We start from the raw sequence: 18528 nt of genomic DNA, 5'->3' as shown, positions 1-18528 counted from the left end.
ACGTGAGGAGCAACTGAGCAATGGCCAAGCTGGACTACGACGCACTGAATTCGATGACGAGATACATGATGATCTCGGTGTTCGCGGTGCGGCCGGAGGCACTCGGCGAGGACCGCACCGCCGTCGTCGACGAGACGGCGAGGTTCCTCAAGCAGCAGGAGGAGCACGGCGTCGTCGTGCGTGGCGTCTACGACGTGGCCGGCTTCCGGGCCGACGCCGACTTCATGATCTGGACGCACGCCGAGCGCGTCGAGGACCTGCAGAAGACGTATTCGTCGTTCCGGCGTACGCCGCTGGGGCTGGCGAGCGAGCCGGTGTGGAGCGTGGTGGCGTTGCATCGCCCCGCGGAGTTCAACAAGAGCCACGTCCCGGCATTCATCGCGGGCGAGGAGCCCGGCGACTACGTCTGCGTGTATCCGTTCGTCCGGTCCCTGGAGTGGTATCTGCTGCCCGACGACGAGCGCCGCAAGATGCTCGTCGAGCACGGCATGGCGGGCCGGGAGTACCCGGACGTGCGCGCCAACACGGTGCCCGCCTTCGCGCTCGGGGATTACGAGTGGATCTTGGCCTTCGAGGGCCCTGACCTGGGCCGCATCGTGGAGCTGATGTGGAAGTTGCGGTACACCGACGCTCGGCGGCACGTGCGCGAGGAGACGCCGTTCTTCACGGGTCCGCGCGTCGGGGTCGAGGAGCTCGTCGCCCGTCTGCCCTGACGGTCGCGATTGTTTGCGGTCGTTCCAAAAGCCGGACGGTCGGGCTGACGGCTGCCGACACGACGTCGCGGAGGGATACCACTTCGGCCCGACGCCGACCTGCGCGAGTTGCTGCGCCGACTTACGTTGCGGGAACCAGCTTCATCGAGATGGAGTTGATGCAGTACCGCTGATCGGTGGGGGTGGGGTAGCCCTCGCCTTCGAAGACGTGACCCAGGTGGCTGTGGCAGTTGGCGCACAGCACCTCGACGCGGTGCATGCCGCCCGAGTCGTCGGTCCTCAACACGACGGCGTCGGAGTCGGCGGGGTCGAAGAAAGACGGCCAGCCGCAATGGGATTCGAACTTCTCGGTGCTGCGAAAGATCTCCGAGCCGCACGCCCGGCATTGGTAGACGCCCTCGGTCTTGGTGTCGGTGTACTCACCGGTGAACGGGCGTTCGGTACCGGCCTGGCGCAGCACCGCGAACTCTTGCGGCGAGAGCTTCGTGCGCCACTCGTCGTCGGTCAGCTGAACTTTCGGGACAGTCATGCCTCAACGCTAGCGCGGTCGCGATCCGGCGTCATCCACGGTGGGTCGATGCCGTCGTCGAGGCGGCCGTCGGCCTTGGCGTCGAGGTAGCGGAAGTACAGCACGCAGAACACGACGACCAGCATCAGCGACCAGCCGTACGTGATCTTCAGGTACTCCAGGTTTCGCCCCGTCACCGGCCAGTAGATCAGCAGCCAACGGTCCATCGTCATGAACCCGTAGATCGCCAGCCAGGCCACCCAATTGCGGATCACTGACCTGCGCAGCACCACGGTCATGAGGAACGGGAAGAGCATCATCGAGTAGTAGGCCTGGCCCAGCGACAGCACCAGGAACGACGTGATCAGCAACACCCCGGAGGACGTCAGCATCCAGAACAGCGGGTCCCGCTCGCGGTAATACCGGTAGAGCAGCCACAGGCTGGCGACGGCCAGGACGCCAAAGACGGCGCGCAGCAACAGGATCAGCCACATTGGCAGGCCGTAGTAGATGCCGTTGCCGAGGATGGAGCTGTTGAAGTAATCGCGGGTGGCGAAGATGTAGGGCACGGTGCGATGAACGAAGTCCATGGGGTGGCTGACCAGCGGCCACGCCACCGCGTTGAACAGCAGCGGCACGCCGAAGGCGGGAATCAGCGCACGCCACTGTCGGTTCAGCAGCGGTAACAGCAGCAGGGGTGCCAGCGAGGGTTTGACGACCAACGTCAATCCGATGGCGACGCCGGCGAACCACTGGTGGGTGACCTTGCCGTCGAGAAGCCAACGGAAGAACAGGACCTCGCACAACAGGATGCAGCCGTTGACGTTGGTGAACACCAGCGTGTTGGTGACGCTCTCGGTGCAGAACATGGCGAGCAGCAGGGCCGGTGCGGCCACCGAGGACAGGGTGTAGTCGAACAGCCGAAGCAGGAGGTACGCGGCGATCACGATCGCAATGGCGTTGATGGTGATGAACCAGTACCGCGCCGCCGTCACCGGGAGGAAGCCGAAGGGGGACAGCAGCAGCGTCCCGCCCGGAGGGTAGAGGTAGTGCGGGTCCACTTGGTCGAAGTGCTCGTTGTAGATCTCCAGACCGCGCCGGAAGTTGGACACTGCGCGGTAGACGGGCCCGAAGTCGTCGGTGATGTAGCCATTGGTGCCGAGCACGTAGCCGCGATGGATGACCGAGAGGATGGCGATGGGCCACAACGCCGAACGCACGACGTTCGCGATGCTGGGGGGCGACGTACGAGGCCGGAATGCGTTCAAGAGACTGTCTGGTACCGCCACCAGCGCACCGTACACCGGACGCTGCGCGCGTCGAACTAGGCGGGGCAGTACGTGTCGGTCTCGGGGACCTTGCCGGATCCCAGGTAGGAGAGCACCGGTGGAACCGCGCACGTGGAGTAGATGCTGGCGCCGTGCCCGACGCCCTGCCACATCACGCGCCGATTCGCCGCACCGGAGTTGATGATGGTCGCCGCGACGGCCGCGACGCCCTCGTTGCCGACGATCGGATCGTTCTGCACGCCGAGCAGGAGCACCGGAATCTTCAGGTTTTGCGGATCCGGTGGGGTCGAACCACTGGGCCAGGCAAGGCAATTCACCATGTCGAGGGCGCCGACGGTGCCGAATTCGGGGTAGAGCTTGCCCCATTCGACGACGAGCTCGCGCACCCGGTCCGGAGTCGGGCGGTTGAGCGCGTCGCTGCAGCCGTTGACGAATTGCCCGTCGGTCTCGCGTTGCGTCTGAGCCTCGTCGATGAGGGCGTTGAGTCCGGTGACGTCACCGCTGCGCGCCGCCGCGAGGGTGGCGGCCAGTGCCGTCGTCGACGAGACGAAGTCCCCGCGGGGGAACGCCAGGGCGGTGGCGATGGCGTCGGTGAGGGCGGCCACCGAGGCGCCGCCGGGGCCGGTGCCCTGCCGCGCGGCCGCGAGCATGGCGTCGACGGCACCCTTGGGATCGGGTCCCAGCGCGCAGGCCGAGGCGGCGCATTGTGCGGCGAACGCGGTGAGCGCCGCCTGCTGCCCCTTGACCTTCTGTTCGGTCCTGGCCTCGGCGGCGATGCCCAGGGGCAGGGGAGAGTCCAGAACGAGCCGGGACACCTTGTTGGGATGTGAACCCGCGTAGGCCAGGGCGACCTGGGCGCCGTTGCCGACGCCGAGCAGGGCCAGCGTCGGCACGTCCCACGTGCTGCGCAACCGCTCGAGATCCTCGGCGGCGTGGGCGTTGTCGTAGGCCGAGTCACCCGGGGCGATCGCGTCGGTGCAACTCTGCGTGGCCGTCTGGACGATGGCGCTGAGATTGGCGACGGGATCGTTGCCGGATGCGAACTGGGCCTGGTCGAGCATCTCTTGGCGGCTGTAGAGATCGCGACAGTCCAGCGCGCCGGAGGTGCCGATGCCGCGGCGGTCGACGGCCACGATCGGGTTGGTCTTGAGGACGTCGGCGCCGCCGCGGGACAGCCACACCGGCAGCTGCGTCGAGGTCGGCAGGTCGGTGCCGGTGGTCATGACCAGGGGTCCGGCGTCGGCGGGGGTGGCAGACGACGTGGCCCGGACGACCCCGATGGTGAGCGTCCCGGTGGCACCGTTGATCGAGTCGAGGTCGGCGTCGTAGGTGGCGCAGTCCAGGCTCACGCCGGGTACGGCGGCCACGGCCGCTTGCGAGAACGTCCGTGCCGTGCAGTCTTGCCAGTTCAGGTCGTTCTTGGGCTTCTCGATCGCCGGGGGCCCGGCCACTGGCTGGGTGGTCTCGGGCGCGCCTTGGGGGCCGGCGCCGGTGTCGGTCGCGAAGCGGGGGTTGGCGGCCAGGCCAGGCGCACATCCGGCCGCGACGACGGCCGCGACGACGGGCAGACAGAGGGACCTGAGCAGCTGACGATCCCGACGCATGGTCACCACATTAGCGATCGACGAGCTACTCCCCGCCCGGCGCGTCCTTCACGTAGCGCGTGTACAGATAACCCTCGTCGTCGGTCAGCAGGTGGCTGCGACGCATCCGGGTGTGGGCTTCCGCCGACCCGGAGGCGATGCGGCGGGCGGCGCCGCCGACCAGGACCGGTGCGATGGTGAGGCACAGTTCGTCGAGGAGGTCGTGTTCGGTGAGCAGGCTGATCAGCGACGGTCCGCCCTCGGAGAGCACGCGTCGCAACCCGCGCTCGGCGAGGGTCTCGAGCATCACTCCGGCGTCCACGCGGTCGGGGTAGGGGCCGGAGGCGTCGACCACCTCGGCGCTGGAGCCGAATCGGCTTCGAGCCTCGGGCACGGTCTCGTGGCAGGTGACGATGAGCGGGGGCACCTCGGTCCGGGTGAAGATCAGCGCGTCGTGGTCGAAGTCCGCGGAGTGCGTGACGACGGCGATGGGCGGCACCTCGCTCTGCCCGCGGTCTTGCCGTTCTCGCCGCTCGGCGAGCGACATCTGGGCACCGGAGTAGTTCTCGATGCGCACGGTGGACGCGCCGACGAGGATGACGTCGGCCTCCTGCCTCATGCGGGAGAAGATGGCGCGGTCGCCGGGACCGGCAAGGCCACCGGACTTCCCGTCGTCGGTGGCGCCCCCGTCGAGGCTGGAGATCATGTTGGCGCGCACCCAGCAGCGGTCGAGATTTCGTGGGTAGGAGTAGAACGCGGCGAGCCGTCCGTCGTCGCCGTCGAACCCGGTGCCCAGGGGGCCTAGCTCTGTGAGCTCAGTCGCAGCATCGGGATCGGACACGTTGACCATTGCAGCACGTCGTTACAGTTCCCTCATGTCTGGGGCCAACGACGTCGACCATCTCACCGACCGTCACCCGAAGGTGACGCCCGAGCGACTGGTCGCCGGGTTGGTGCCGCCGCCCACCTTCGCCGACGTCTCGTTCGACACCTACCGGCCCGATCCGGGGGAGCCCTCCCAGGCCGACGCGGTGCGCCAGTGCCGAGAGTTCTGCGAGCAGGCCGTGGCGCGTCGCGCCGGCAAGAAGAAGCTGTTCGGCAAGCGGGAGGCGTTGCCCGGTGTCGGGATGTATCTCGACGGCGGTTTCGGCGTCGGCAAGACCCACCTGCTGGCGTCGACGTACTACGCGCTGAAGGCGGCCGACGCCGGGCCGGCGGCCTTCGCGACGTTCGGCGAGCTGACCCAGCTGGCGGGGGTGTTCGGGTTCGTCGAGTGCATCGAGTTGCTCTCCGGATACGTGGTGGTGTGCATCGACGAGTTCGAGCTCGACGACCCCGGCAACACCACCCTGATCTCGCGGTTGCTCTCGGCGTTGGTGGAACGCGGGGTGTCGGTGGCGGCGACCTCGAACACTTTGCCCGAGCAGCTCGGTGAAGGCCGTTTCGCCGCTCAGGACTTCCTGCGCGAGATCAACACGCTGGCAGCCATATTCACCACCGTGCGCATCGAGGGGCCGGACTACCGGCACCGCGACCTGCCGCCCGCGCCGGTCCCGCCGTCCGACGACGAGGTGCGTGAGGAGGCCGCCGGGGTCACCGGTGCGACGCTCGACGACTTCGACGCGCTGTGCGCCCACCTGGCGACCATGCACCCGTCGCGCTACCAGGCGCTGATCGAGGGTGTCTCGGAGGTGTTCATCACCGGGGTACACCCACTCGACGACCAGAGCGTCGCGCTGCGGCTGGTGTCGCTGACGGACAGGCTCTACGACGCGGGCATCCCGGTGGTGGCCTCGGGCACCAAGCTCGACACGGTCTTCAGCGAGGACATGCTGGCCGGAGGGTTCCGCAAGAAGTACCTGCGGGCCACGTCGCGGCTGCTGGCGCTCACCGCCGCGGGCCGAACACCCTCCTAGTTCGCCAGCGGGTTCACCATCACGTAGTCGTCTTCGACGCGGCCGCCCAGCCGAAAGGTCTTGGTGCCGCTCACCTGAAAGCCGTGCTTGGCGTAGAAACGTTGGGCGCGTTGGTTTTCCTGGTTGACACCCAGCCACACGCACGCCGCCCCCAGTGCCCGGGATGCGTCGAGTGCCGCGGTCATCAGCGCCGCGGAGACGCCCGCACCGTGGGCCTCTTGCAGGACGTACATCTTGGACAACTCGATCGCCGGTCGCGCGGAGACCGCCTTCCGGACGTCGTCGTCGTCGACCACTCCGCGAATCAGCATGGCGTAGCCCGAGATTCGTCGACCGTCGCGCGCGACGAGCACCACGCGGTCGGGATCGGCGAGGTAGTCGCCGAAGCGGGCGGGCGAGAGGTTCTCGGCGATGAAGGCCGCGACGTCGTCGGCACCCGCCTCGGGTGGGCAGGCCAACGGGAAGGTGCGGGCGGCGACGTCGGCCAACTCAAGAAGATCGGCCGCGACGGCCGGGGTCACCTCGAGGGACATGCGAGGGTTAGTTGAGGTTCCATTGCGCGAGGTGGGTGCCCGTCACCTTGTCGAGGAGCATCACGTTGGTGACCAGGTCGCGGTAGACGTCCCAGTAGACACCGCCGCTGACGGTCGATCCAGGGGGTGCGTTCTGCAGCACGGCACGGATGTCGTCGGGGACGTCGGTGTTGCGTGGCTTGTAGGCGTCCGCGATCGGGGTCACGCCTTCGAAGTCGAAGAACAACGAGGTGATGTACGGGTTGGGTGCCTTGATGACGTGGACGGTGATGTTGGCGCGGTACACCTGGTAGCGCGGTCCGCGTGGGGGATAGCCGAAACCCGGTGGCACGTCGACCAAGTCCACGCTGGTCACCGCGACGTCGGCAATCACGGTCATGTAGTCCACGTGCAGCACCTCGCCGAGCCGGCCGATCGGCGCGACGGCCGCGGCGTAGGGCGCGGGGGAGGCCAGAACTCCGGCCGTGACCGCCAGTCCGGCAACCATCATCGTGAACCAGCGACGCATGTCTCGCATGATCGCACACCGCGCCCTCGCCGAGGGCGCGTTCGGGTGTCAGGAGGCCCAGGGGCCGATGCCGCCGACCTTTTCGATGCGAATGCGCGTCAGGAGGCCGCCGGGCGCACCCTTCGGTGGGAAGTGTTCACTCGAGCCGAGCATGGCCTCGGCGAGCGTGGTGAGCAACTCCGGTGCCCCGCCCTCCACGATGCGCGCGGTCCCGGTGACGGAGAGGTAGGGCGCCTGTTGGCCGGGAGGTGTCGGGCCGATGATGGTCACCGCCACCCGACCGTCGCGACGGACGTTGCGGGTCTTCTTGTATTCGGCGAGGTGGGCGCTGACCAGTTCGTCACCGTCGGGCGTCGACTCGAGGGCGACCCAGACCACCGAGACCTGGGGGCTGCCGTCGGGGTTGAGGGTGACGAGGGTGGCGTCGGCACCGTCACCGATCAGGGTGCGGGCAGAGTCGTCGAGTTTCATGATTCCTAGTACCGCGTCGACGCGTGTTTCATTCCCGTTCGCGGTGACGGGTCATCCGCGCGGGTAGCCCCGTCGCACCGTGCGGTCGAGGATGCCGAGCGTTCCGCGCAGCGCCGCCTCGGAGATGACGGGGAAGATGCCGGAGTCCCGCCACGTCTGGTGAATGTCGGACCAGTCGTAGAAGGACGTGACGAGCGTGCCGTCGCCCTCGGCGTCGAGACGATAGCCGTAGACGTGTCCGATCGGCGGCTCGATCTTGCCGAAGATGGTCCAGGCGATGAGCCGGTCCTTCTCGTAGTCTGTGATCGACACGGTGACGTCGTACTTGCCCAACGGGAAGTCGTTGAGCGCTTCGCGGTCCATGTGGACGACGAAGCTGTCACCGCTAGCGGTGACGGGATCGCCGTCGGCGTCCTGCAACATCCCGGTCGCGTCGATGGCCACGTGACCCTGCGGGTCGCACAACAGGGCGAACACGGCGGCCGGCGGGGCGGCGACGGTGCGTTGAACTTCGATGCGGTCGGCCATGGCCTCGATGGTGTCAGACGCCGACGGGAATCACGGGGGCGGAGCTTGTCCGGACGCCGCGGCGCGGGCGTTGAGCTGGGCCATGTAGGCCTGCAGCTGCAGACCGGCGACGACGGGCCCCAGTCCGGAGGCCTGCGGCGGGGCGGGTTGGTCGGAAAGCTGCCACGGCTGGCACCCGTTGGTCTTGAAGGACTTGTCGGTGGGGTCGATCGTGACGGTCTGGGGCTTCTTGGTCAGCGCGTTGTCGACGGTCGCACCGTCGGGGCCGAGGCGTTTCCAGAAACACGTCCCGTCGCCGACCGGGCCGGCCGAGGTGTAGACGCCGGGGGCGACATCGGTGCCGACCGCGTACGTGCCGTCGGCGTCGACCGAGGTCTTGGGGCCGGCGGTGGCGGGAGCCGGGCCCGGAGTGGGCGACACAGATGGGGTGGGCGGGGCGGTCGGGCCTGCTGCGTCGGGCGCGGGGGTGGGGGCCGGGGCGTCGGTGGGATCGGCGATCGCGACGCCGGGAACGGCGCCCATCACGGCGAGGACGAGCGCTGCGGCTGTCGCCGCCTTCTTCACCCACATGACCGACAGCTTAGACCGTCTTCACAAATGTGTCGTCGACGTCCGGCGTGAGCTTGGTCGTATCCGCCGGTCCCGCGTCGGTGCTTCGGATGAGGGTGGCCATCAGGGCGATGAGCACCACTTGGGCCACTGCGACAGCCAATACCGGCCACACGGCACCGGCGACGATGCTCAACCATCGTGGACGGTTGGCCCGCGACGCGGTCAGCACCGCCACCGTCGTCGTCAGCAGCCAGCCCGCGAGGTAGCCGCACACCACTGCACCAGTCACATGTCCCCTGAAGTTCGCTGACAGCGAATTTACTGCAGGGTCAGTCAACTCGCCGCCGGGGGTGCCGTCAAGTACCGGGCACACGCAATTCGGCCCGTCGCCAACGGGCGACGGGCCGAATCGAAGTAGTGCGGCTTACTTGAAGGCGTCCTTGACCTTTTCGCCGGCGTCCTTGAGGTTCGCCTTGACCTGGTCGACCTTGCCTTCGTTCTCGGTGCTCTTGTCGCCGGTGGCCTTGCCGGTGGCTTCCTTGGCCTGGCCGCCAAGATCGTCGACCTTGTTCTTCGCCTTGTCCAGAGCACTCATGACATCAACTCCTCATCGGTGTGAATCGTTTCGGCTCTCTGTCCGAACGTGCCGTGGGGATGCCACCGATGGACTTTTTCGAAACATGACGAGTCGGGCGTCACGACCCGACGGGCTAGCCGAGCGCCGACCGCGCGGTGGTCCGAGAGTGCCGTGGCGAAGAGTCGCCCGTCCTCATCTGGGAGTCGACGGGAGACAGGCGTTCGTCGAGGAGGTCGTCGATCCGGTCGTTGGCGGGCAGTGGTCCGCCGCGCGCTCGGGCGCTGCGCCGGAGTGCGGCGATGAGGCGGAGCTCGGCGTCGATCACCGTGGTCTCGCGCCTCGTGCGGTCGCGTGTCGTGAATCTGATGCCCATGCATTCCCCCAATGCGATGTTTTCAAATGTAGCGGAAATCACCATCGGGGGAGGCGAAAGGACGCGTGCAGGATTGCCGGGTCGTCTCGCCGGCGGGGCTGGTCGGCACGGCAGACGAGGTCGTTCGTCGTCAAAGTGGTTGAACGAGAACTGGTGTCGGTGAGGTCCGCGAGAGACCCGGTGGGGACGCCTTTGGCGGTTCGGGGGGGAGGTGAACCGCCAAAGGCTTGGACATCCGCAATGGGGGGACTGCGGATGCCCCTCCTTCACGGTACGCGAAGAATCGTGAAACGATTCAAAGAGCAGGCAGTTCCGGGCTGAGACTCTCCTGAGAAGTCGACGCCGGGGTTGGGGGCGAGCGACCGGCACGGCCGAGGCCTCGCCGCGACACGGTAGGTCCACGCGCCCCACCAATGGGCGCGACGTTGCCAGCGACGACGCCACTCCGGAACGACGGACTTGGTAGTCGAGCCCCGACCGCGGCGGCTATTGACAGCGAACACCACGAGACGCCGTTCCGTTGCGTTTCCGACAACAAGATCAAATTGCGGCGTTCGCAGCGGGGATGCCACTCGCTGCTGTGAGGGGCGGGCCGGTTCTGGGTCGTGCCCGCGGTATCAGCGTCGCCCGAGTGCTTTCGTCGCCTCTTAACGACGGTGCTTACTCTCATCCGCTTCCGCTGCAGCGTCGAAATCCTCGATGCGCGTGGGGAGTTCGGCCACCGCCGTACCTTCAAGCCACGGCGCGCAACCACGGATGACTGCTGCGCACGGGACACGGGTGGCCCAGCTGGTAGCTCAGTTCGTGCGACAGCTTCCGCCCGTCGCGTATGGTCGCAGCGCTCGTCGAGCGGATACACGAAAGGCCCGGTAGAAACCGGGCCTGACCTGCAGACTACGTGGTGCGCGATACTGGGATTGAACCAGTGACCTCTTCCGTGTCAGGGAAGCGCTCTCCCGCTGAGCTAATCGCGCGGGACCCATCTTGGAGGTGGAGACGGGAATCGAACCCGTGTGCACGGCTTTGCAGGCCGTTGCCTCACCACTCGGCCACTCCACCGCAGGGTTGATGCGTCTGCACCATCGAGCGGATGACGGGATTCGAACCCGCGACCCCAACCTTGGCAAGGTTGTGCGCTACCAACTGCGCTACATCCGCGTGCATCGAGCGAGATCGTCGCTCTCTGCGATGCACGACGATAGTGCATCGACGCTCGGCACCACAAATCTCGACGCCACGACCGAATGTGGGTCAGCCGGGGGCCGTCCGGCAGCGCAGGCGCTCGTAACCCCGTGGTGGAGCGGTCCGAACGCGGTCGACTCGAGCGCCGACCGATTCCGGGCCCCGACGCCCTGCGTGATAATGTTCCTCGTCGTCCACCGGTCGCAGCCGGTGTTCCCCACGGTCTCGTAGCTCAGTGGGAGAGCGTCCGCCTCACACGCGGAAGGTCGCTGGTTCGATACCAGCCGGGACCACCAGCACATGGCACTTCAAGCCCTATTGCACTTCGCGCGGGTAGATCGTTTCACCAGGCATTGGCGCAAGTCATGGGGAGATCATCCCGATTCAGAGGCCGTCGGCGACCGTCGCCATGGGCTTGACGAAGGCCAGGCAGGACACGCCCGCGTTGCGTACTACCTTGGGCCTGGTGGATATTCCAAGTCTAGGAGCCAGTGTGCGTCTCACTGCCTCAGCGCTCTTGGGCGGGGCAGGCGGGCTCTTCAGTGACGCTGCCCCGCTGCACAGTGCCTCGCTGCACATCGACGAGTCCGCCGATGTGCCCCGCGGTACCCGGTTCTTGACGCCGGGGCGCCGCTTCGACGTCGACGTCCGGATGTCGGACGGGCAAGGCCATTCCAGTGCGCGCACGGTCTGTATCAAGATCCCCGACATCTATGGGGTCGGCCGGGACCAAGATTTCTTGATGGCCTCCTCGGCGGACGGTGTGCCAATACACCACGCCGTGCTACCGGTCGAGCGCCCAGATACCCAGCTGTACTCGTCGCTGTGGCTCTACCTCGCGGGTCTGCAGCCGGTCGTGTTCGGTCTGAGGGCCAACCACGTCACCCACGACGAGGGCCTCGCCCAGGGCGACCGGTTCGATTTCCTCGTGTGCGGAGCGGTCAGCCGCTTCCGTCGCATCGGCGAATTGACGATCGACGGGCAACCACGTCAATCCGCTCTGCGCTTCACGGCGCGCAACGCCGGCGGCGGAATCCGCGCGCTGCCGCCTGCGCTCTTCTACCGCGGCTGAGGGTCGACGACGCCCCAGGGTTTCCGTAGAGCCTTGCGCCAATGGCGAACGTTAGATGACGATTTTGCAATGAAGATGGCACGGTGGGTCGATGACGTTCCGCGTGCTGGACCTGGCCGGTCCGGATCGATTCGCCGAGCGGGAGAATCCGTCCGGCGTCGTCGTGGCCCATGGCGACTCGAGGGCCTCCGCTGACGACCGCTGGCTTGAACAGGCATCTTTCGCGCTGACCGAAACCGAAGTCGACGACGTTCGGTGGGTTCAGGTTCCGTCGGTGCCCGCAGCGCTCGAGGAGTTGGAAGACCGGTTGGCGCGGTGGTCACAGGCCGCCGCCGTTTGCGACGACGTGCTCCGGGCCGTCGCGCGCGATACTCCCACGCTGACCGGTATCGTCACCGAGTCCCTGGCTTATTCGACGTTGCAAGCAGGTTCAGAGTTCAAGGGCTGGTTGGCCGGCCGAGGACGAGCCACGTGCGACGACTCCGGCGATCCCGTCCTCATCGAGCGAACGGGCGATCAACTCGACGTTCGGTTGAATCGCCCGCGCCAACACAATGCATTCAGTAACCGCATGCGCGCCGCTCTCCTCGACGCCCTGGAGGTTGCCAACACGGACACCTCCATCGTCAAGGTGGTGTTGTCGGGTGCGGGACCGTCGTTCTGCAGTGGCGGCGACCTCGCAGAGTTCGGAACCCTTGCCGATCCGGTGAGCGCCCACCTCGCCCGAACGCGTCATAGCCCCGCTCTGGCGCTCGATTCACTCGCCCGTCGTCTAAAGCGCGACTGCCAGGCCCGAATCCATGGTCACGTGCTCGGCAGCGGGCTGGAGATGGCTGCGTTCTGCGGGCACGTCGTCTGCAGGCCGGACACGGTGCTCGGGTTGCCGGAGTTGCGTCTGGGTTTGATACCCGGTGCCGGCGGTACCGTCAGCGTGACCCGGCGCATCGGGCGGTGGCGGACTGCGTACCTCGTGCTGACGGGAAGGACCGTCGACGCCGCAACGGCACTGCGCTGGGGGCTGGTCGACGCGGTCGAGACAGCGGATGAACGGGCGCCCGCCACACCGGGGGCGCAAGGATGACTCCGCTTGGCATCCCCTCGGAAGTGTTGTCTCGCGCCAGCGGCGTTGCGGCGGAGATACAGTCGCTCGCCGGGGTGTCCCTCGACGCCCACCACGTCTTGACCGGCCGCGCACGGTTGCTGGCGATCGCCCCGCACGGCCAGGTCTCCGCAGGCGGCGCGACGCATCTCCTTCGAACACTGGACGACTGGTGCGCAATCACGTTGTCGCGCAACGACGACGTCGACGCCGTGCCAGCCCTCGTCGAACAGGACCGAGCCGCCCCAGATCCGTGGTCGACGGTGCAGCGCTGGGCCGCGACCCGGTCGACCGCGCAGGTCGTGCAACGCGCACGGCTTCTCGACGTCCCGGCAGCCGCGCTAAACGAGACGGCGCCAGCTTCGCCAACCGTATCGCCGTCCGGCGTCGCGGCCGCGCCCCGGTCGGCCGCGGGACTCTTGGTGGCCGATCTGACGTCGATGTGGGCCGGTCCACTGTGTGGTCTGCTCTTGGCGCGCGCTGGCGCAGTCGTCGTCAAGGTGGAGAGCCCACGGCGACCAGACGGCACCCGGCGTGGACATCGAGCGTTCTTCGACTCGATGAACGGCGACAAGCTCAGTTATGCAGTCGACTTCGATCGCGACGTCGAGGCGCTCAGGGAACTGTTGTCCGCGTCGGATGTCATCCTGGAGGGGTCGCGACCTGCGGCGCTGCTGCGTCGTCGGGTGGGCCCGAGCCACTTGGAGGGTAGACCTGGACGCGTGTGGTTGCGCATCAGCGGTTACGGCACCCGCAAAGGCCACGACCAGCGCCCGGCCTTCGGCGACGATGCTGCGGTTGCCGGTGGGTTGGTCAGGTGGGCCGCCAACCGGCCAGTCTTCTGCGGCGACGCCATCGCTGACCCGCTCACCGGGATCACCGCTGCGCGTGAGGTATTCGCGGCGCTGGCGAGAGGCGGCGGCGAGCTGATCGAAGTCGCCATGGCTCAGGTCGCCGCAACTTACGCGGCACTGCCCGCGGCCGCCGAAGTACCCTTCACGCCCTCGGTGCCGCCGGAGCCGTGCGCGGCGGCTCGTGACCTCGGTGCCGACAACGGCGCCGTGAGGCAACTGCTCGCCGAACGCACTAAGTCGCCGTGCTGATCGTCAACGCGACACTTCTCGACGGTACGGTCACCGATCTTCGTGTTGGCCACCTGATCGAAGCCGTTGGGGTAGGGCTGGATCCGCAGTCTGGTGAGGTGGTGCTCGAGGCAGGCCTCGGCACGGTGATTCCGGGACTTCACGATCATCACGTGCATCTGCGTTCCGCTGCAGCCGCCTTGGGGTCCGTCGCGGTGGGACCGCCAGACATTCGATCTGAATCCGAGTTCAGGCACGCGCTCGCGACTGCCTCCGTCGGTGCCGACGGGTGGATTCGAGCCGTCGGCTACCACGACTCGGTCGCCGGGCCGTTGGACCGGACGTCGCTGGACGTGCTCGCGCCTCCAGTGCCAGTGCGGGTGCAGCATCGTAGCGGCGCATCGTGGACCTTCAATTCCATCGGACTCGCGAAGGCCGGGCTGACGAACCTGTCCGACGGGCGTCTGCACCGCGCGGACACGAGCGCCGGTCCCGGCCCCCTCGGCGACGCGGCTTCCCTGCGTGCGCTCAGTAACGTGCTGGCGAGTCGAGGCGTCACCGGCGTCACCGACGCCACCCCGGAATACGGCGCAGCGGACATCGAAAGTCTCTCCGCTGCATCACTGTCTGGCGACTTCCTTCCGCGAATGCACCTTATGGCTCCGCCGGGCGTCGAAGCGGTCCTCGGCAGCTCGCAGGGGCCGGCCAAGCGCATTCTCGACGACGTCGACCTCGATCTCGACGGGCTGTGCCGGTGGGTCGGGCGTTGCCACGAAGGGGGAAGGCCGGTCGCCGTTCACAGTGTCACCGCTGCGCAGTTGGTGGTGACCATCGCCGCGCTGCGGGAGATGGGAGTCCACCCTCGTGATCGCATCGAACACGCGGCGGTGATCCCAGACGACTGCATCGCCGATCTCGCCGAGCTCGGTGCAACCGTGGTTACCCAACCCAACTTCGTCGCCGAACGCGGCGACCAGTACCTCGTCGACGTCCCACCAGAAGAACACCACCAACTGTGGCGGGTGGCCTCTCTGCGTCGCGCTGGCGTGCCCGTGGCACTGTCGACGGACATGCCATTTGGCTACGGTGACCCGTGGGCCTCGATGCGCGCCGCGGTGACGCGACGTACCCGCAACGGCGTCGTCCTGGGCGCCGAGGAGCGGGTGAGCCCGATCGAAGCGCTGACCATGTTCCTGGGCCTTTGCGACGACCCGGCGTCACCGCGAACAGTCGCCACTGGCGAGGCGGGAGACCTCTGCGTGCTACGGGTCCCTCCCGACGAAGCGCTGGCCCGGCTGGATTCGACCGATGTAATCGCGACCATCGTTGGCGGCGAGCAGGTTTGGCCCGACCCAGCGCGTCGATAACGGCCTGGCCAGCCTTAGACCGCTTCCTTGGCCGGGGGAGGTCGGAAGAAGATGACCAGTTGTCCGATGCCGCCCGCCAAGCCCAGCACCACGGCGATGAGTAGACCCGTCCAACCTTGCAGGTAACTACGTGTGTCGGAGTCGAATAGCACGTGATCCAGGCTGATTTCGCCCGCGCCGAGGCCCGCGATGGCCACCGCCGCGGCTCCGAGGATGAGGTTGTATTCCCAACCCTCCTTGACGATGAAGAATCCGTTCTTGCGATGCACCGTCCAGGCTGCAACGATCATCAGCGCGACGAACCCCGCGGCGGGCACCGGAGTGAGCAACCCTAGGGCCAAGCCCAAGCCAGCGGCGACCTCGGTCGTGGCTGCGACGCGAGCATGAAACATGCCTGGCCGCATACCGATGCTGTCGAACCAACCAGCGGTACCCGGGATTCGGCCCCCGCCGAAGAATTTGTTGTAGCCGTGCGCCGCCATCGTCAGGCCCAGCACGAGGCGTAGCAGAAGGATGCTGAAGTCAAGGGCATTCATGGCGCTCCAATCTAGGACGTGTGATCGAGGTTCATCTTCTGCGGCCGGGTCAAGCTGTGCGCCAATGAGATCCGACTGATTGGGGAAGGCTGTCGTGGGGTAAGAGTTAGACAGTCAGTCGTTTTGCGATCGGCACGAAAGTCGGCGATCGTCCAATCGAAAGAAGGTCGAATCATGGGTGCTCTTGGACCGAACGAGGGAGTGGCGGCCGAACTGGCCGACGGCGAGGAACGCGACGACGAGGTGTTGGCCCCGGCCACCCCCGGCGCCGAAGGCTTGGGGACCGCCGCCACGCCTGACGAGGACCCTGAGGTTGAATTACGCTGAGCGGCACCCGTACGCGGCACGGGCACGGACTGGGCAGCCTGGCAGCGGGTTTGGTCATGCTGGCTCCTCGGCGAACAGCCTCTCGCGTAGTTCTCGTTTGAGCACCTTGCCGTAGGCATTCTTCGGTAGATAGTCGACGTAGACGTAGCGTTTGGGTCGCTTGAAGCGGGCGATCCGTTCTAGCAGATGGGCGTCGAGATCAGTCTCGGCCGCAGCGCCGACGATGAACGCGACCACGACTTCGCCCCAGTCCGCGTCAGGCATGCCGACCACGCAAACCTCTTCCACCGCAGGATGTTCCAGCAGCACCTCTTCGACTTCGCGGGGGTAGACGTTACTGCCGCCACTGATGACCACGTCCTTGGACCGGTCCCGCAGAGTGAGGTAACCACGCGCGTCGAAGCACCCCATGTCCCCGGTCAGGAGCCAGCCATCCTGCAGAGTGGTCGCGGTGGCTGCCGGGTTGTTCCAGTACCCGGACATGACGACGTCTCCGCGGCAGACGATCTCGCCGATTTCTCCGATGTCGGCTTGGGTGCCGTCGGCCCGCAGGACGGTCACGTCCACTCCGGACCGGGCGTATCCGACGCAGCCGAGAGTCGCGTCGTCGGTGTTCTCGTGGTCTGCTCGTCGTAGGCCCGTGATCGTCATCGGGGCCTCACCCTGGCCGTACAGCTGGACGAAGACGGACCCAAACGCCGCCATCGCCTTCTTCAGGGATTCGACGTACATCGGTCCCCCGCCGTACACGATCGTGCGGAGATTGGCCGGGCAGTTTCGACCGGTGTGCACGAGGCGTCCCACCATCGTCGGCGCGAGAAACGTGCTGCATCCGGGATGCCGATCGCACAGATCGAGGAACTCCTCGGGCTCGAATGCTTGTGACTGAGGAATCACCTGCCGTGCACCACGTAGCACGTACGGTGCGATGTACAGGCCCGAACCGTGCGACATCGGTGCCCCGTGGATCAGGCTGCAGTCCTGGTTGGGGTCGTCGAAGTCCGCGAGGTGCGAGACGGTCATCGCCATCAGGTTGCGGTGCGACAGCATGGCGCCCTTGGAGCGGCCGGTGGTTCCGCTGGTGTAGAACAGCCACGCCAACGACGCGGGATCGGTCCGCCGCGGTGACTCCAGCGGCGTCGTCGACATGCGGTGTCGATATGCGTCGGAGCCGATTACCTCGACGGGAACGGCTGCCGTACCGTCGAGTTGGGCGGCGATCTTCGGGGAGGCGAACACCTGTGCCGCGCCGGAGTCGTCGAATATCTGTTGCATCTCTCGAACGTGCAGCTTGTAGTTGACGGGCACGATCACGCATTCGGCGGCCCAGGCCGCGAACATCAACTCGACGAATTCGGGGCAGTTCTCGCTGGCCACCGCGATGCGTGAACCGGCAGGCAGTGTCGAACGGATCGACCCGGCCAGTCGCAGAGCGCGCTCGTGCAGTTCTGCCCAGGTGTGTTGCTGCTGCATGCCGAGAAAGACTGCGCCACGGTCGCCATACCGCGCGGCAGCCTGGTCCAGGACGCTGAAGACGTTCACCGGGGCTCCCACTTCGAAGACAGCGCGAACTCCGAGAGATACTTCGTCGAACTCCAGCCGCCGTCGACGACGATGGTCTGCCCGTTGATGAAACTGCCACCGGGGGAACACAGGAACGCGATGGTGCTTGCGACGTCCTCGACGGTGCCCAGTCGCTCGTGCGGTGTCATCTCGGCGTTGATCTTGCGGAACCGTTCGTCGTCGAGTCGCTCGGCGACCATCGGGGTGAGGGTGACACCGGGGGCGACCGCGTTGCACCGAATGCCCTGCGCGCCATACTGGCAGGCGATGTGCGTCGTCAGGGCGCCCAGACCGCCCTTCGCGGCGGAATACGCCCCGCCGCGTAGGCCGCCGACGACGGCGAACGTCGACGTGACGTTGACGATGGCCGACCCGGGGGCCAGATGCGGGATCACCTCACGGGCGAGCCGAAACGGCGCACGGAGCATCAAACCGAGGAAGTAGTCCAAGGATTCGTCGTCGGTTTCGTGCAGTGGCTTCGGCTTGCCGACTCCGGCATTGTTGACCAGGTAGTCGACTCGGCCCCACCGGTCGAGGGCCGCGTCGACGACTCGCCGGGGCCCGTCTTCGGCGGTGAGGTCGACGGCCAAGGTGGCCACCTGGCCCCACTCGCCCGCCGCCGCGGCCAGTTCGTCGAGGCGTTCACGATCCCGCCCGGTGCCCAGGACGGCGATGCCCGACCCGGCCAGTGTGAGAGCCGTGCCGAAGCCGATTCCGCTGCTCGCCCCCGTAACGATCGCAACCTGCAT

22 protein-coding genes and 4 tRNA genes are annotated in these 18528 nt (G+C 67.0%); 8 read left to right on the top strand and 18 right to left on the bottom strand.

Annotated elements, in window-relative coordinates; translation table 11 throughout:
- The first annotated feature begins 20 nt into the window (after nucleotides 1–20).
- A complete protein-coding gene (gene hemQ, locus H7K45_RS22170) occupies nucleotides 21–713 on the top strand; it encodes a hydrogen peroxide-dependent heme synthase (RefSeq protein ID WP_263998123.1) in 693 nt (230 codons plus the stop codon).
- A gap of 121 nt (nucleotides 714–834) precedes the next feature.
- On the opposite strand, the gene msrB is transcribed toward hemQ, so the two are convergent.
- The 4 genes from msrB to H7K45_RS22150 are packed head-to-tail and all read right to left on the bottom strand — an operon-like array spanning nucleotide 835 to nucleotide 4943.
- Complete coding sequence (gene msrB / locus H7K45_RS22165; RefSeq protein ID WP_263998122.1) at nucleotides 835–1242, bottom strand: peptide-methionine (R)-S-oxide reductase MsrB; 408 nt, start codon at nucleotides 1240–1242, stop codon at nucleotides 835–837.
- Entirely contained in the window at nucleotides 1239–2525 is a 1287-nt protein-coding gene (aftC, locus tag H7K45_RS22160; RefSeq protein WP_263998121.1) for an arabinofuranan 3-O-arabinosyltransferase, read from the bottom strand. Before aftC ends, msrB begins: the two co-directional genes overlap by 4 nt.
- A gap of 20 nt (nucleotides 2526–2545) precedes the next feature.
- Nucleotides 2546–4114, bottom strand: a complete 1569-nt coding sequence (locus H7K45_RS22155) for an alpha/beta hydrolase (RefSeq protein WP_263998120.1) — start codon at nucleotides 4112–4114, stop codon at nucleotides 2546–2548.
- 25 nt (nucleotides 4115–4139) lie between these two features.
- Entirely contained in the window at nucleotides 4140–4943 is an 804-nt protein-coding gene (locus H7K45_RS22150; RefSeq protein WP_263998119.1) for a pyrimidine reductase family protein, read from the bottom strand.
- 25 nt (nucleotides 4944–4968) lie between these two features.
- Here H7K45_RS22150 and zapE point away from each other — a divergent pair, with 25 nt between their 5' ends.
- A complete protein-coding gene (zapE, locus tag H7K45_RS22145; RefSeq protein WP_263998118.1) occupies nucleotides 4969–6009 on the top strand; it encodes a cell division protein ZapE in 1041 nt (346 codons plus the stop codon).
- On the opposite strand, the gene H7K45_RS22140 is transcribed toward zapE, so the two are convergent.
- From H7K45_RS22140 to H7K45_RS22090, 11 genes are all read right to left on the bottom strand, one after another.
- A complete protein-coding gene (locus tag H7K45_RS22140; RefSeq protein ID WP_263998117.1) occupies nucleotides 6006–6542 on the bottom strand; it encodes a GNAT family N-acetyltransferase in 537 nt (178 codons plus the stop codon). The two genes, zapE and H7K45_RS22140, sit on opposite strands and share 4 nt — an antisense overlap.
- A gap of 7 nt (nucleotides 6543–6549) precedes the next feature.
- Nucleotides 6550–7050: a hypothetical protein gene (locus H7K45_RS22135; protein ID WP_263998116.1), complete on the bottom strand. Its 501-nt coding sequence runs from the start codon at nucleotides 7048–7050 to the stop codon at nucleotides 6550–6552.
- A gap of 48 nt (nucleotides 7051–7098) precedes the next feature.
- Entirely contained in the window at nucleotides 7099–7521 is a 423-nt protein-coding gene (locus tag H7K45_RS22130; protein ID WP_263998115.1) for a PPOX class F420-dependent oxidoreductase, read from the bottom strand.
- Nucleotides 7522–7572: 51 nt separating this feature from the next.
- Nucleotides 7573–8049 (bottom strand): SRPBCC family protein, encoded by a 477-nt coding sequence (locus H7K45_RS22125; RefSeq protein WP_263998114.1) that lies wholly within the window; start codon nucleotides 8047–8049, stop codon nucleotides 7573–7575.
- 30 nt (nucleotides 8050–8079) lie between these two features.
- On the bottom strand, nucleotides 8080–8571 hold the full coding sequence (locus H7K45_RS31560; RefSeq protein ID WP_372512625.1) for an Rv1352/Rv1906c domain-containing protein: 492 nt from the start codon (nucleotides 8569–8571) through the stop codon (nucleotides 8080–8082).
- A gap of 58 nt (nucleotides 8572–8629) precedes the next feature.
- Nucleotides 8630–8890 carry a hypothetical protein gene (locus tag H7K45_RS22115; RefSeq protein WP_263998112.1) on the bottom strand — a complete coding sequence of 87 codons (261 nt, stop codon included), beginning with the start codon at nucleotides 8888–8890 and terminating at the stop codon, nucleotides 8630–8632.
- A gap of 135 nt (nucleotides 8891–9025) precedes the next feature.
- Complete coding sequence (locus H7K45_RS22110; protein WP_263998110.1) at nucleotides 9026–9196, bottom strand: CsbD family protein; 171 nt, start codon at nucleotides 9194–9196, stop codon at nucleotides 9026–9028.
- A 115-nt stretch (nucleotides 9197–9311) separates the two neighbouring features.
- Complete coding sequence (locus H7K45_RS22105) at nucleotides 9312–9551, bottom strand: hypothetical protein (protein WP_263998109.1); 240 nt, start codon at nucleotides 9549–9551, stop codon at nucleotides 9312–9314.
- A gap of 899 nt (nucleotides 9552–10450) precedes the next feature.
- A tRNA-Val gene (locus tag H7K45_RS22100) sits at nucleotides 10451–10525 on the bottom strand.
- Nucleotides 10526–10536: 11 nt separating this feature from the next.
- A tRNA-Cys gene (locus tag H7K45_RS22095) sits at nucleotides 10537–10610 on the bottom strand.
- A gap of 26 nt (nucleotides 10611–10636) precedes the next feature.
- Nucleotides 10637–10709 (bottom strand) — tRNA-Gly (locus H7K45_RS22090).
- Between the two features lie 245 nt (nucleotides 10710–10954).
- Here H7K45_RS22090 and H7K45_RS22085 point away from each other — a divergent pair.
- The 5 genes from H7K45_RS22085 to H7K45_RS22065 all read left to right on the top strand — a co-directional run bounded on the left by H7K45_RS22085 (nucleotide 10955) and on the right by H7K45_RS22065 (nucleotide 15353).
- Nucleotides 10955–11029 (top strand) — tRNA-Val (locus tag H7K45_RS22085).
- A gap of 197 nt (nucleotides 11030–11226) precedes the next feature.
- Nucleotides 11227–11805: a hypothetical protein gene (locus tag H7K45_RS22080; RefSeq protein ID WP_263998108.1), complete on the top strand. Its 579-nt coding sequence runs from the start codon at nucleotides 11227–11229 to the stop codon at nucleotides 11803–11805.
- 91 nt (nucleotides 11806–11896) lie between these two features.
- Nucleotides 11897–12886, top strand: a complete 990-nt coding sequence (locus H7K45_RS22075) for an enoyl-CoA hydratase/isomerase family protein (protein WP_263998107.1) — start codon at nucleotides 11897–11899, stop codon at nucleotides 12884–12886.
- Nucleotides 12883–14007, top strand: a complete 1125-nt coding sequence (locus H7K45_RS22070) for a CoA transferase (RefSeq protein ID WP_263998106.1) — start codon at nucleotides 12883–12885, stop codon at nucleotides 14005–14007. Before H7K45_RS22075 ends, H7K45_RS22070 begins: the two co-directional genes overlap by 4 nt.
- Complete coding sequence (locus H7K45_RS22065) at nucleotides 14001–15353, top strand: amidohydrolase family protein (RefSeq protein WP_263998104.1); 1353 nt, start codon at nucleotides 14001–14003, stop codon at nucleotides 15351–15353. Before H7K45_RS22070 ends, H7K45_RS22065 begins: the two co-directional genes overlap by 7 nt.
- 14 nt (nucleotides 15354–15367) lie before the next feature.
- On the opposite strand, the gene H7K45_RS22060 is transcribed toward H7K45_RS22065, so the two are convergent.
- Nucleotides 15368–15889: a DoxX family protein gene (locus H7K45_RS22060; RefSeq protein WP_263998102.1), complete on the bottom strand. Its 522-nt coding sequence runs from the start codon at nucleotides 15887–15889 to the stop codon at nucleotides 15368–15370.
- Nucleotides 15890–16063: 174 nt separating this feature from the next.
- Between H7K45_RS22060 and H7K45_RS22055 the strand changes: the two genes are divergently transcribed.
- Nucleotides 16064–16216, top strand: a complete 153-nt coding sequence (locus H7K45_RS22055; RefSeq protein ID WP_263998100.1) for a hypothetical protein — start codon at nucleotides 16064–16066, stop codon at nucleotides 16214–16216.
- A 54-nt stretch (nucleotides 16217–16270) separates the two neighbouring features.
- Here the strand turns inward: H7K45_RS22055 and H7K45_RS22050 are convergent, their stop codons facing one another.
- Nucleotides 16271–17758, bottom strand: a complete 1488-nt coding sequence (locus tag H7K45_RS22050) for an acyl-CoA synthetase (protein WP_263998099.1) — start codon at nucleotides 17756–17758, stop codon at nucleotides 16271–16273.
- Nucleotides 17755–18528 carry an SDR family NAD(P)-dependent oxidoreductase gene (locus H7K45_RS22045; protein ID WP_263998098.1) on the bottom strand — a complete coding sequence of 258 codons (774 nt, stop codon included), beginning with the start codon at nucleotides 18526–18528 and terminating at the stop codon, nucleotides 17755–17757. The genes H7K45_RS22050 and H7K45_RS22045 overlap by 4 nt, the downstream gene beginning before the upstream one ends.

It is taken from the genome of Mycobacterium yunnanensis (genome assembly GCF_025823185.1).
GTDB lineage: Bacteria > Actinomycetota > Actinomycetes > Mycobacteriales > Mycobacteriaceae > Mycobacterium > Mycobacterium yunnanensis.
Note: the sequence above shows the minus strand (reverse complement) of the source record. Positions and strands in the feature narration are given on the sequence as shown.

What these genes read in the sequence shown, in the direction of transcription:
- hemQ (WP_263998123.1), top strand. Translation starts at nt 21, where the DNA reads ATGGCCAAGCTGGACTACGACGCACTGAATTCGATGACGAGATACATG.
- msrB (WP_263998122.1), bottom strand. Translation starts at nt 1,242, where the DNA reads ATGACTGTCCCGAAAGTTCAGCTGACCGACGACGAGTGGCGCACGAAG.
- H7K45_RS22155 (WP_263998120.1), bottom strand. Translation starts at nt 4,114, where the DNA reads ATGCGTCGGGATCGTCAGCTGCTCAGGTCCCTCTGTCTGCCCGTCGTC.
- H7K45_RS22150 (WP_263998119.1), bottom strand. Translation starts at nt 4,943, where the DNA reads ATGGTCAACGTGTCCGATCCCGATGCTGCGACTGAGCTCACAGAGCTA.
- zapE (WP_263998118.1), top strand. Translation starts at nt 4,969, where the DNA reads ATGTCTGGGGCCAACGACGTCGACCATCTCACCGACCGTCACCCGAAG.
- H7K45_RS22140 (WP_263998117.1), bottom strand. Translation starts at nt 6,542, where the DNA reads ATGTCCCTCGAGGTGACCCCGGCCGTCGCGGCCGATCTTCTTGAGTTG.
- H7K45_RS22135 (WP_263998116.1), bottom strand. Translation starts at nt 7,050, where the DNA reads ATGCGTCGCTGGTTCACGATGATGGTTGCCGGACTGGCGGTCACGGCC.
- H7K45_RS22130 (WP_263998115.1), bottom strand. Translation starts at nt 7,521, where the DNA reads ATGAAACTCGACGACTCTGCCCGCACCCTGATCGGTGACGGTGCCGAC.
- H7K45_RS22125 (WP_263998114.1), bottom strand. Translation starts at nt 8,049, where the DNA reads ATGGCCGACCGCATCGAAGTTCAACGCACCGTCGCCGCCCCGCCGGCC.
- H7K45_RS31560 (WP_372512625.1), bottom strand. Translation starts at nt 8,571, where the DNA reads ATGGGCGCCGTTCCCGGCGTCGCGATCGCCGATCCCACCGACGCCCCG.
- H7K45_RS22110 (WP_263998110.1), bottom strand. Translation starts at nt 9,196, where the DNA reads ATGAGTGCTCTGGACAAGGCGAAGAACAAGGTCGACGATCTTGGCGGC.
- H7K45_RS22105 (WP_263998109.1), bottom strand. Translation starts at nt 9,551, where the DNA reads ATGGGCATCAGATTCACGACACGCGACCGCACGAGGCGCGAGACCACG.
- H7K45_RS22075 (WP_263998107.1), top strand. Translation starts at nt 11,897, where the DNA reads ATGACGTTCCGCGTGCTGGACCTGGCCGGTCCGGATCGATTCGCCGAG.
- H7K45_RS22070 (WP_263998106.1), top strand. Translation starts at nt 12,883, where the DNA reads ATGACTCCGCTTGGCATCCCCTCGGAAGTGTTGTCTCGCGCCAGCGGC.
- H7K45_RS22060 (WP_263998102.1), bottom strand. Translation starts at nt 15,889, where the DNA reads ATGAATGCCCTTGACTTCAGCATCCTTCTGCTACGCCTCGTGCTGGGC.
- H7K45_RS22055 (WP_263998100.1), top strand. Translation starts at nt 16,064, where the DNA reads ATGGGTGCTCTTGGACCGAACGAGGGAGTGGCGGCCGAACTGGCCGAC.
- H7K45_RS22045 (WP_263998098.1), bottom strand. Translation starts at nt 18,528, where the DNA reads ATGCAGGTTGCGATCGTTACGGGGGCGAGCAGCGGAATCGGCTTCGGC.